Annotated in this window: 9 protein-coding genes and 1 pseudogene; 6 read left to right on the plus strand and 4 right to left on the minus strand. The window is 72.8% G+C overall.

Annotation, left to right across the window (positions count from 1 at the left end):
- Positions 1 to 268 precede the first annotated feature (268 nt).
- The 4 genes from ACFWNV_RS36945 to ACFWNV_RS36960 all read left to right on the plus strand — a co-directional run bounded on the left by ACFWNV_RS36945 (position 269) and on the right by ACFWNV_RS36960 (position 4493).
- On the plus strand, positions 269 to 1729 hold the full coding sequence (locus ACFWNV_RS36945) for a peptidase C39 family protein (protein WP_383955817.1): 1461 nt from the start codon (positions 269 to 271) through the stop codon (positions 1727 to 1729).
- Between the two features lie 207 nt (positions 1730 to 1936).
- The gene (locus tag ACFWNV_RS36950) at positions 1937 to 3565 is read left to right on the plus strand and encodes a hypothetical protein (protein ID WP_383955820.1); all 1629 of its coding nucleotides are present in this window, start codon (positions 1937 to 1939) and stop codon (positions 3563 to 3565) included.
- A 211-nt stretch (positions 3566 to 3776) separates the two neighbouring features.
- Positions 3777 to 4214, plus strand: coding sequence for an SPW repeat protein (locus ACFWNV_RS36955; RefSeq protein WP_383955823.1), 438 nt, complete (start codon positions 3777 to 3779; stop codon positions 4212 to 4214).
- A 120-nt stretch (positions 4215 to 4334) separates the two neighbouring features.
- The gene (locus ACFWNV_RS36960) at positions 4335 to 4493 is read left to right on the plus strand and encodes an SCO1431 family membrane protein (protein ID WP_383955826.1); all 159 of its coding nucleotides are present in this window, start codon (positions 4335 to 4337) and stop codon (positions 4491 to 4493) included.
- Here ACFWNV_RS36960 and ACFWNV_RS36965 read toward each other — a convergent pair.
- The 3 genes from ACFWNV_RS36965 to ACFWNV_RS36975 are packed head-to-tail and all read right to left on the minus strand — an operon-like array spanning position 4468 to position 6910.
- A complete protein-coding gene (locus ACFWNV_RS36965; RefSeq protein ID WP_383955829.1) occupies positions 4468 to 5412 on the minus strand; it encodes a hypothetical protein in 945 nt (314 codons plus the stop codon). The two genes, ACFWNV_RS36960 and ACFWNV_RS36965, sit on opposite strands and share 26 nt — an antisense overlap.
- Positions 5409 to 6371 (minus strand): DUF6114 domain-containing protein, encoded by a 963-nt coding sequence (locus ACFWNV_RS36970; protein ID WP_383955832.1) that lies wholly within the window; start codon positions 6369 to 6371, stop codon positions 5409 to 5411. The genes ACFWNV_RS36965 and ACFWNV_RS36970 overlap by 4 nt, the downstream gene beginning before the upstream one ends.
- On the minus strand, positions 6362 to 6910 hold the full coding sequence (locus ACFWNV_RS36975) for a DUF6230 family protein (protein WP_383955841.1): 549 nt from the start codon (positions 6908 to 6910) through the stop codon (positions 6362 to 6364). Before ACFWNV_RS36975 ends, ACFWNV_RS36970 begins: the two co-directional genes overlap by 10 nt.
- Before the next feature lie 230 nt (positions 6911 to 7140).
- On the opposite strand from ACFWNV_RS36975, the pseudogene ACFWNV_RS36980 reads away from it, so the two are divergent.
- Both ACFWNV_RS36980 and ACFWNV_RS36985 read left to right on the plus strand, forming a co-directional pair.
- Positions 7141 to 7662 (plus strand): annotated as a pseudogene (locus tag ACFWNV_RS36980) (TetR/AcrR family transcriptional regulator); the annotation flags it as partial.
- A gap of 452 nt (positions 7663 to 8114) precedes the next feature.
- Complete coding sequence (locus ACFWNV_RS36985) at positions 8115 to 9284, plus strand: acyl-CoA dehydrogenase family protein (protein WP_383955835.1); 1170 nt, start codon at positions 8115 to 8117, stop codon at positions 9282 to 9284.
- A gap of 386 nt (positions 9285 to 9670) precedes the next feature.
- Here the strand turns inward: ACFWNV_RS36985 and ACFWNV_RS36990 are convergent, their stop codons facing one another.
- Positions 9671 to 10540: a GyrI-like domain-containing protein gene (locus ACFWNV_RS36990; RefSeq protein ID WP_383955838.1), complete on the minus strand. Its 870-nt coding sequence runs from the start codon at positions 10538 to 10540 to the stop codon at positions 9671 to 9673.
- Positions 10541 to 11662: the final 1122 nt, after the last annotated feature.

Here is an 11662-nt window from a genome sequence, read left to right on the forward strand (position 1 = left end):
ATCCAGCCACTCCGGCGTGTGAGGAGCGGGGGTCCGGGGGCCGGGCCCCGGGTACGGCGCCACACGGGGCAGGGGTCCGGGCGGAGCCCGGGGAACGGTGGAAGGGCGGGTAGGGGACAGCCCCGCAGGGCCCGGACCCGGGGGAGCGGGGGCGAGGGGGCCGGGGCCCGTCACCCCGACACGGGGCCGGGCTTCGCGGTCTCCCGGGCGGGAACTGGAAGGGTGTGCGGGAGCCGACCCGCCGCACCGACCCCTGGGGGCCACGCCGATGACCGCACCCACACCCCGCCGCGCCCTCCTGGCGGTGGTCCTAGCGGCCGCCACCGCGGCCACCGTCCCGGGCGGCCGAGCCTCCGCCGCAGGCGCAGGCGCAGGCGCAGGCGCCGGCGCCGGCGCGGGCGCAGGCCCGGAGCCCATGACCCCGGCCCCGACCGCCAAGGCCGAGACCGAGGCCGAGGCCCCCACCCCGACCGAGGCCACCGGCGGAGCCCCCCGCAAGACGGTGGACAACCGCTTCTGGTACTCGTACGCCCACTGGACCGCCGGCCTCCACCAGGGCACCACCGCCATCGGCGGCGCCCGCCCCGGCCTGGAGATCAAGACCCCGACGGGCCGCAGGGAGTACGCCGACCCGCACACGGGGAAGAAGAGCACCTGGGAGTACGCCGTCTGGACCTCCCCGGTCCACACCTCCACCGTCCCCGCCACCGAGGCCATCGCCTCCTGGAACGCCCGCACCCCCGCCGGCACCTGGATCCAGACCGAGCTGCGCGGCACCTACACGGACGGCACCGCCACGCCCTGGTACGTGATGGGCCGCTGGGCCTCCGGCGACGGTGACATCCGGCGCACCTCCGTGGACGGGCAGACCGACGGCAAGTCGACCGTCTGGACCGACACCCTGGCCGTGGACGCCCCCGCGAGCGGGCTGCGGATCAAGGACTGGCGGCTGCGTCTGACCCTGTACCGCAAGCCCGGTGCGAGCCGCGGCCCCACGGTGTGGCTGGCCGGGGCGATGGTCTCGGACGTCCCGGACCGGTTCTCGGTCCCGGCCACCACCGCCGCGGGAGGGGTCCACGAGCTGAAGGTGCCGAGGTACTCGCAGGAGACGCACGCCGGGCAGTACCCCGAGTACGACAACGGCGGCGAGGCCTGGTGCAGCCCCACCTCCTCCCAGATGATCATCGAGTTCTGGGGCCGCCGGGCCAGCGCCACCTCCGTGGCCTGGGTCAAGAAGGGCTACGCGGACCCCCAGGTCTGCCACGCCGCCCGCTCCACCTACGACGCCGCGTACAAGGGCTGCGGGAACTGGCCCTTCAACGCCGCCTACGCCGCCACCTACCGGCAGCTCGCGGGCGTCGTCACCCGCCTCGGCTCCCTCGCCGACCTGGAGACGCTGGTGCGGGCCGGAGTCCCGGTCATCACCTCCCAGTCCTTCACGGCCGAGGAGCTCACGGGGGCGGGCTACGGCACGGCCGGCCACCTGATGACCGTCATCGGTTTCACCGCCACGGGCGACGTGATCGCCAACGACCCGAACTCGGCCGACAACACGGCCGTGCGCCGGGTCTACCGGCGGCGGGAGTTCGAGAACAACTGGCTGCGGACCAAGCGCCACAACGCGGCCGGCAAGGTCGTCTCCGGCACCGGAGGCGTCTGCTACCTCTACGGTCCGATCCGGCCGAGTGCAGGTCAGATCGCTGCACTCCGCTCCGTGGGCGTTCTGTAGGGCCAAACAGAGGGCCCCCGGCTCTCCGCATACGTGATCACCGCGCGGTTCACCTTTCGGCCTCGGTCTGCCGTGCACCACGGAGGAACTTTTCGGGGCCGGGGTAACCATCTCCCGATGTCGTGAGTCGAACGGGTGGCAGTGGCTCACTCGTAGGACGGTACTGCCGACGCTTCCCGCTCCTGCACGCTTCGGAAGGCATCACCCATGTCAACTAGACGGTTCCTCACGACGCTTGGCGCCACCCTCGGTATCGCCGCGACCACGTTCCTCGCCGCCCCGGCAGCGCAGGCCGCAGGCGGGGGTTTGGGCGAGGTGTCCCCCGTGAGGGCCTCGGTCGGGTCCGACGGGGCGTTTCGCGCCGAGTTCTCGGCTTACTACGACTGGCAGGTCGGCGACGACCTCGTCGTCCGGGTGCGGGAGAAGGGCACAAGTGCGGTCGTCGCGCGGGTCGGTGGCTTCGTCGAGGGCGGGTGTGCGGACGAGGATTGCGACTATCACACCTTCACGTCCGCGCCCGCCAAGCTGGACGAGATGGCCGTCTACGACATCGAGTTGGTCCGTAACGAGGGCCAGAGCAACGAGGAGGTCGGCGCCACGAAGGGGGTGCTGAACTACGCCCTCAACCCGAAGATCGACGGCCTCAAGTCCTCGCTGGCCTCGCTGTCCTATGACAGCCGTTCGGGGCAGGCCTCGGGCACGGTGGTCGCGGAGGATCCGAAGACTCGTGAAGTCAGGCCGCTCGCGGGCGCCGGGGTCAAGGTCGCGGTCTACAGCGGCGAGACCGTGCAGCTGACCACCGACGGGGCGGGACGGTTCGCCAGCCCCTTCGCCTTCCGCGGCAACGAGGAGGAGGCCTCTCTGGATGCTTGGCTCGTGGGCAGCACGTCGATAACGAGCAAGCTGTCCCTGCCGATCCGCAAGCAGGCCACGAAGCTGACCGTGAGTTCGCCCGGCGCCACGGTGACCGGGCGCTACGGCACCAAGATCCCTGTTCGGACCACCCTCACGCGCACGGCCGACGACGGCACGCAGAAGAAGCTGGACGATCTCTCCGGTCTCAGTGTGACCAAGGACGGCTGCGTCGCCGTCTATCGGGAGGACTGCGGCAACGGAGTGACCGAGTTCCGCGTCACGGGCGATGCGAAGATGACGGTCGGGTTCTCCAGTGCCTGGTTCGAGCCCGCGTCCTCTTCCTTCGCCGTGCACGCTACCCACATGAGCGCCTTCGAGGGCCTTGTGGGAAGCGTGGACAAGTACCGGAACATCACCTACACCGGCAAGCTGATCGTCAAGGACGGCACCGTCCCGGCCGGCGCTGCCCCCCGGGTCCACTTCGACTTCTCGGGCGACAACGGCAAGACCTGGACCTACGTCGGCTCCACCACCACCACCTACAACACGCCCTTCACCCTGAAGAACCCGTATTCCTCCGCCAAGCCCGGTCTGTGGCGCCTGCGCCACGGCACCGCCAATGTGGGACCGACCACCAGCCAGACCTTCCAGTTCATCCGCCGGCCTACGCAGATCACGGCTGACGACGTCACCCCCGAGGGCGTGGCCCGCGGTACGACGATGACCGCCAAGGGGCTGCTGACGCACAGGTACAGCACCACCTGGAAGCCGTTCGCCGGTCAGACCGTCCGGATCTACTTCAAGCCGGCAACGCCGGGCGGCGCATGGACGCAGCTGGGCACCGCCAAGACCCTGGCTAACGGCACCTTCAGCAAGAAGTTCACCGCGGACCAGGACGGCACCTGGCAGATGCGCTACGACGACGCCCCCGCCACGCACTACGCCTCCAAGGGCCGTGAGGACTACGTCGACGTGCGCTGAGCCTGCCGGCGTGGCCATGACCCCGAGACACCCCGTTGCCCCGGGCCTGCGCCCGGGGCAACGGGGTGTCTGCGGTGAGCGTGGCCCGCTCTGCGGGTGGGCGCGGAATGCGGTGGGAGTGCTCTGAGATTTTGCGTTGCACCGAACGGCATGTAAGTGGAACATAAAGGGCAAAAGGGCAATAGGAGCTTCTCATAGGAGGCAGCCCGCCATGACCACCCAACCGAGAATCGAACACCACCCCGACCTCGCTGAGATGCGCTCGCGCTTCGAGCGGGTCACCAGCACCCCGAGTGCCCAGGTCGTCGAGGCGCTCGCCCTGATGACGGGCCTCTACATCGCCGCCTCGCCGTGGATCGCCGGATTCAGCGGGCTCAGCTCGCTGGCGATCAACAACCTGATCGCGGGCCTGGCCTACTGCCTGTGCATGAGCGGACTGGGCTCCGCTTACGAGCGCACCCACGCCATGGCCTGGACGGCAGTCGGTCTCGCCGCCTGGACGATCGTCGCGCCCTTCGTCATCTCCGGCGACGTCAGCACCACCCGCACGGTGTGGAGCAACGTCCTCGCCGGCGGCATCGCCCTGTGCCTGGCCCTGGCCATGGCGGGCATGGCGGGCCGCGACCGCACCCGCACCCGCACCACCTGATCCGGTACGCACGCACCCCTCGCGCCCCCGGTCCGCAGCACGCGGCCGGGGGCGTGAGACATGCCACCAGTGACCATCGTCTCTACCGCGAAGGCCGCCCCCGCTGTCACATTGGGAGGCATGACCGCACACAGCGCCGCCCCGACCGCCCGCGCCCGCAGCCTGGCCCGCACCGGCGGACCCGAGGACGATTCCTCCTCCTGGCTGGAGCACGTGCTCGGCTGGACCCTGGTCGTGGTCGTGGCCATGTTCGTCACCCAGGTCGGCTGGTTCTTCTAACCTCCGCCGCGGCGTCCATCGCGCCCTCCGCCCCCGCCTCCGCCTCCGCCCCCGCCTCCGGCTCCACCCGCCAGTGCCGGTCCGGAATGCCCACCAGCCCGTACAGCAGCCGCACGGGCGAGCGCGCCGGCAACAGCACCACCCCGGCCAGCAGGGCGAAGACCCCCGTCCCGGCCCACCACCCCAGCAGCCGGACGAGGACGCTCGCGCCCAGCGCCCCCGCGAACGGCAGTCCGTAGACCCCCGCCCCGGCGATCGCCACCGCGATCACCCTGGGCACCTTGAGGTCCGCCGCGGCGCCCGGCAGCCGCCAGCCCTCCACCAGCCAGCCGATCTCGGCCAGCAGCATCGTGCCGATGACGGCCGTCCCGAAGATCAGCACGGCCAGGAAGGTGCCAGAGGTGGCGAAGGCCAGTACGCCGTTCGCGACGCCTTCCGCCCGCCAGTCGGCGAAGGCCTGCGGATCGGCGCTCAGCAGCCGCTCGTACCCCCTGCCGTCCCACCCGTGGATCAGGGTGAAGAACAGCAGGAAGTACCCGGCCACCGCCTGGAGGTACCCCCAGTACCCGGCCCCGACCAGCACGAACAGCCGCGCCGCCAGGAAGCCGAGCAGCGCGCCGACCACCACCGAGGCCCCGTAGAAGAGGGCGAAGCCGGCCCACACCCCGTCGTGGTCGCGGGCCGCGTGCATGGTCGACCAGGCCGGGTTCTGCCAGAGCAGGTACGCCCCGGTGGGGGCGGGCAGCAGGGCCGCGTAGAGCAGGGTGAGGGCGAGGTACGGATTGGCCGCGCGGCTCCTCGTACGGACCCCCTCGCCCCGGACCGACCGCTCCCACCACTGGAGCTGGCGCCCGGCGGCCACCGCGAAGGTGGCGCCGATGCCGTACGCCCACAGCGGCGCGGCCTGCACGGGGATCACGAGGCCACCAGCCGCAGGTTGTCGGTCCTGATCACGTCGGAGGTGACGAGCGCCTGCTCCGCGCTCACCCGGGTCATGAAGACGAACGGCGGGATGACCGGGGGAGCGGGCAGCCCGTCCGGGCTGAAGGTCACGCACAGCAGCCCCTCGATGCACCCGCTGAACCTCGTCAGGTACAAGGTCACGTCGCCGCTCAGGTCGAGCTTCTTCGCGGCGAGCCCGTACTCCTCGCGGCCGTCCCGGCTGTGCAGTTCGTAGTCGGTGAGCGTGGCCGCCCGCATCCGCAGCACCAGTACCTTCAGCGGACCGTCCACCGTGGGCACGTGGGTGACCCCCGCGAAGGCGAACCCCTGCGGGGCGAAGAGCGAGGTGGTCACGGTCGGCGGAGTGCGCGCCGCCATCGGCGGACCGGCCCGGGCGGCCCTCGCCTCCCCGGTGCCCGCCACCAGCGAGGCGAGCAGCACCACCGGCAGCGCGGCGGCCAGCGTGCGCGGCCCGCTGCCGTCCAGCCTCGGGACGTACGGTCCCTCCTCGCCCGCCTCCGGACCGGGCCGCGGGGTCCAGCCGAAGGCCAGCGCGCTGCCCGCGATGCCGAGCAGCATCCCGACGAGGAAGCCCCCGAGGTTGGTCGCCACGAAGGACAGCACCGAGAGCAGCAGCGCGTGGATCGAGACGTAGGCCCGGGTCTGGGGCAGCAGCCACAGGAACAGCCCGGCGGCGATCAGCGCGAGGCCGATCCCGATGGCCGCGATCCCGCCGAGACCCAGGCTGACCAGCACGGTGAGCGGGGAGAGCGGGACCAGCAGCAGCTCGGTCCCGCCCAGGATCACCAGCAGCCCGCCCCAGAAGGGGCGGGTGCGGCGCCAGGCGCGCATCCGCCCCCGGGGGCCGGGCAGCGGGAGGCGGCGTTCCAGCCACCCGCTGCCCGGCCCGGCGGCCCCGCGCAGGCCTAGAAGCACTTCTTGCCGTCCAGGCTGACGTTCAGCTTCAGGCCCTTGAGGTGGAAGTTGCCGCCGGTCGCCGACCAGGCGTGCGACTTCACGTCCACGACCTCGATGTCCCCGGCCTGGAGGCCGAACTTGCCCGCCTCGCCCTTGACCCCGCCGACCTGGTCGAGGGTGGAGGCGTCGCGGCCGATCTGGGCCGTCCCGAAGACGGCGTCGCCGGCCAGGTCCTCGCCGTCGATGACGAGATTGCTGGCGGTGACGTTGCCGGCCGGTCCGCCGGCGGTCAGCTTGAAGACCACCGTGCCCACCGGGGTGTCCACCTCGGCGGCCTGGCAGATGTCCGTGAGGGTGGCCTCGCCGATGCCGAGCAGCGCCACGGGATGCCCCTTGCCGTCGACGGAGCGGTCCGTCTGCACGTAGGAGGACAGGCCCTTGCTGCTCAGCTTGGACGAGGAGACCTGGAAACTGGTCCCCGAGACGGCGAAGGAGGCGGCGAGCGCGCCCTGCGCCATGACCATCGCCATCGCCCCGACCGCGACGACCGCGGGCATCGCGACGGCGGCGGTCTTCTTCCAGTGGACCCGGCCCTCGGGCGTCCTTCTCCCGGGGCCCTTCGTGCTTCTCGTACCGGTCGTGCTCGTGCTGTCGGTGCCCGTGCTTTCGGTGTCCATGATGTGGTCCTCCCGTACGTCGTCCGGTGCGCAGGGGGAGTGCAAAGGGGGGTGCTCAGAGGTCTGCCATACTTCGGGCATCCTGTGGCAGTTCGAGGCTAGGGCTGAATTTGAATAATAGTCAACAGCGCGGAACGAGCGGGCGTTCGCAGGTTCGGCGGGCCGAACTCATAGCGATCGGCCGCAAGTTGTTCGCCGACACCTCGTACGACGCGCTCTCCATGGACGACATCGCCAAGCACGCGGGTGTGGCCAAGGGGCTCATCTACTACTACTTCAAGAGCAAACGCGGCTACTACCTGGCGATCGTCGAGGACTCGGTGGCCGAGCTCGTGGCCCGCGCCGCGGGCGAGAGCGAACTGCCCAACGCGCAGCGGGTGCGCAGCACCATCGACGGCTACCTGTACTACGCCGAGCACCACCAGGCCGCCTACCGCACCATCGTCACCGGCGGCGTCGGCTCGGACTCCGAGGTCCTCGCCATCCGCGACGCCGTGCGCGAGGAACTCATGGCGACCATCGCGGAAGGCGCGTACGGCCACCGCGAGATCCCGCCGATCGCCCGGCTGGCACTCGTCGGCTGGCTGGCGGGGGTCGAGGGGAGCACCCTCGACTGGATCGGCCCGGCGGACGGCCCGACCCTGGTCCCCGACCAGGCTTCGCCCCCGGTCCCCGACCAGGTCTCGCCGCCGGTCCCCGACCAGGCTTCGCCCCCGGTCCCCGACCGGGTCTCGCCCCCGGTCCCCGCCCCCGCGGAGGCCCGGGAAGGCCGTGGACCAGGGGCTCCCGGCGGTACCGGCCACCCCGACCGGGCGGAGTTCGGCGCGCTGCTGGTGCGCACGCTGCGCGCGACCCTGACGGTGATCGAGGAGTTCGCCCCCGAATGCCCGGCGCCGCCCGTCCCCGAGGAGGATCTCGTACCCGTGACGGGAAGCCCCTGATCGGGCATACTCAACCGCCGCAGCCCCTTGAACAGGACCTTCCCGCGATCCGGGAGGGCACCATCGGTTGTGAGCCCCGAGACCCGGCGACGCGTACCACCCTCACGCGCCGCCCCGTGCTTGAACGTGAGGAGAGCGCCGCCATGACCGACCGCGCGCCGCAGGTGGACCGATCGCTGCCCACCGAGGAGTCCCGAGACCTGCTCGCGCTCGTACGCGAGATCGCCCAGCGGGAGATCCGCCCCCGGGCCGCCGAGGAGGAGGACGCCGGCAGCTTCCCCCGGGAGGTCTTCTCGCTGCTCTCCGAGGCCGGACTGCTCGGGCTCCCGTACGCCGGCGAGTTCGGCGGCGGCGACCAGCCGTACGAGGTCTACCTCCAGGTGCTGGAGGAGCTGGCCGCGGCCCGCCTCACCGTCGGGCTCGGCGTCAGCGTGCACTCGCTGGCCTGCCACGGCCTGGCCGGCTACGGGACCAAGGAGCAGCAGGGCGCCCACCTGCCCGCCATGCTCGGCGGCGGACTGCTCGGCGCGTACTGCCTCTCGGAGCCCTCCTCGGGCTCGGACGCGGCCTCCCTGACCACCAAGGCCGTCCGGGACGGCGAGGACTGGCTGATCAGCGGCACGAAGGCGTGGATCACCCACGGCGGCGTCGCCGACTTCTACACGGTGCTGGCCCGCACGGGCGTGGACGGCCCGAAGGGCATCACCGCCTTCCTGGTCCCGGGCGACGCGGAAGGCCTCACGGCGGCGGTACCGGAGAAGAAGATGGGCATGAAGGGCTCGCCCACCGCCCAGCTGCACTTCGACGGCGTACGGGTCCCCGACACGCGCCGCATCGGCGAGGAGGGCCAGGGCTTCACCATCGCCCTGGCCGCCCTGGACGCGGGCCGCCTCGGGATCGCCGCCTGCGCGATCGGCGTGGCCCAGGCCGCGCTCGACGAGGCCCTGGCCTACGCCCTGGACCGCAAGCAGTTCGGGCACCCCATCGCGGACTTCCAGGGCCTGCGGTTCATGCTGGCCGACATGGCCACGAAGATCGAGGCGGGCCGTGCGCTGTACCTGGCGGCGGCCCGGCTGCGGGATGCGGGCAAGCCCTTCTCCCGCCAGGCGGCCATGGCCAAGCTCTTCTGTACCGACGCGGCGATGGCCGTCACGACGGACGCGGTCCAGGTCCTGGGCGGGTACGGCTACACGGCCGACTTCCCGGTGGAGCGGCTGATGCGCGAAGCGAAGGTCCTCCAGATCGTGGAGGGCACGAACCAGATCCAGCGCATGGTCATCGCCCGCCACCTGGCGGGCCCGGAATCCCGCTGACGGGCCGGCCCGGGGCCCTGTGAGGGGCCCTTCCCGGGCTGCGCGGCCTGCGGGTGCTCAGCCGCCGAAGAGGGGGCCGGTCGGCCAGATGGGGGAGGAGGCGATCCGGGACCACTCCGGATCGCGCTGCCCCGGCACGGTCCGGCCGTCCTCCTCCCACCGGGTGAGCAGCGCACGGTAGATGGGCGGGTCGGGTGCCTGCCGAACCGATTCTTCGTGCCCTGCGGCGGGCGCCCGCCGGCGGCGTCCCACCCTCGGCGGGGAAGTCTCCATCGTGGTCATACCGGGCCAACGCGCCACCGGACCCACGGGTAACCCCGCCCATCCGTTCGACCCTTCCCCTGGGCGCCCCCTCCGGCTACCCTCCGGCTCCCCTCCGGCTCCCCTCACGCCGGTTCGACGGGCAGCCACAGCTCGCAGGTAGCCGTACTGAAATCATCGGCGCGCTCCAGGAACGCGACGATCGAGGGACCGGGCCGCAGGCGCCACGGGTTGGACGGGAACCACTCGGTAGCGGTCGCGGCCCACGTCGTCTGCAGGGCCTGCGGAAAGGGGCCGGCGGTCCGGAAGACCGCCCACATGCCGGCCGGCACCCCGATGACGTCCAGATCGCCGGGGGCAGCCGAATCCCCGCCCACGGCGACCCCGTGCAGATAGGTCAGCTCGCTCCCCTCCCTGCCGTCGGGGTCGACCCCGTCGGACACCTGCAGCAGCCCGGCCGGTTCGGTATCGCCGAGGGCCTTCAGCCGCAGGTGCTCCTCCTGCGGCAGCGCGGCGATGTGCCGCTGGATGTGCGGGTTGACGCCCTCGTGGATGAGCGGAACCCGGGCGGCGTGTCCGACCAGCCGGAACGCGGGGCGGTCGACGAGGCGGGTGTCCATGGGGCTGCTCCCTTCGACGGTCAGGCGGATCCTGAGCCGTGGTTGTGTGCGCAGGGGGCCTCCGTCGCGGCGCACGTCGCGGGGCCCGACGCCGTGGACCGCGCGGAACGCCCGTCCGAACGCCTCGGTCGAGCCGTACCCGTACCGGACGGCGATGCCCAGCAGATCGTCCTCGCCCCGCACGACATCGGCGGCGGCGACGGTCATGCGGCGCCGCCGCACGTACTCCGACAGCGGCATACCGGCCAGCGACGAGAACATCCGGCGCAGGTGGTACTCGGTCGTACCGAGCTCCCCGGCCAGTCCACGGACGTCGAACTCCCCGTCAAGGTGCTCCTCGACGAGCCCGACGAGCCGATTGAGTCCCGAGATCACAAGACCCCCCTCTCCTTCTTCCCCCCCACCCTGCCCGCCCCCACCCCACGAGCACCCGACCATCCCGATCCAACCCGATCATCCACCGCCCACCCCGAAGCCCACCCCACCACGGGCACGCCCCCTCCCTCCCCCTCGGGCGCCCCCCGACACCGACGCCGTCACCGGCCCCAGGCGGCCTGCGCCCCCACCCTCCTCGACCCGGCCGGTCCGGGTCCCCGCCTCCGGCGGTCACACGGCCGCCGGCCGCGGGCGGCCTGCGCCCCCACCCTCCTCGGTCTGGCCGGTCGGGGTCCCCGCCTGCAACGGTCACGCGGTCGCTGGTCGCGGGCGGCCTGCACCCCCACCCTCCTCGGTCTGGCGTGTCCGGGTCCCCGCCTCCGGCGGTCACACGGTCGCCGGCCGCGGGCGGCCTGCGCCCCCACCCTCTTCGGTCTGGCCGGTCGGGGTCCCCGCCTGCAACGGTCACGCGGTCGCCGGCCGCGGGCGGCTTGCGCCTCCACCCTCTTCGGTCTGGCCGGTCGGGGTCCCCGCCTGCGGCGGTCACGCGGTCGCTGGTCGCGGGCGGCTTGCGCCTCCACCCTCCTCGGTCTGGCCGGTCGGGGTCCCCGCCTCCGGCCGCGGGCGGCCTGCACACCCCCACCCTCCTCGGCAAGGCCGGGCCAAGTCCCCGCATCCGGGCGTGGCGCCACCGGGCTGGAGCCGCCTGCGACCCCAGCCCCTCGGCCCGACCCCTGCCTCGGGGGAGGCCCCCGCCCCGGCGGCCACGCCGCGCCGTCACGGGGCCCGGGCCGTCGGCACCCCCCGCGGCCGTGCCCGGCAGGGTCCTCGCCTCAGGGGAGGACCCTGCCTCGGCGGTGATGCCGTCGCCGGGCGCGGGCCGTCTGCGACTCCAACCCTCTCGGCCCGGCCCGGCCGGGTCCCCGCCTGCGGCGGTGGCGCGGTCACCGGCGGCGAGGCTGTCGCTGGACGCGGGCGCGGGCGACCTCCCTCCTCGGTCCGGCCGGGCCGAAGGGTCCCTGCCTCCGGGGAGGCTCCCGCCCCCGGCGGCCGCGCCGCCCCCGGCCGCGGGCGGCCAGCGACCCTATCGGCCTCTCGGCCCGGTCCGGCCGGGTCCCCGCC

Source organism: Streptomyces sp. NPDC058401 (assembly GCF_042722885.1).
In the GTDB taxonomy this organism is placed as follows: Bacteria; Actinomycetota; Actinomycetes; order Streptomycetales; family Streptomycetaceae; genus Streptomyces.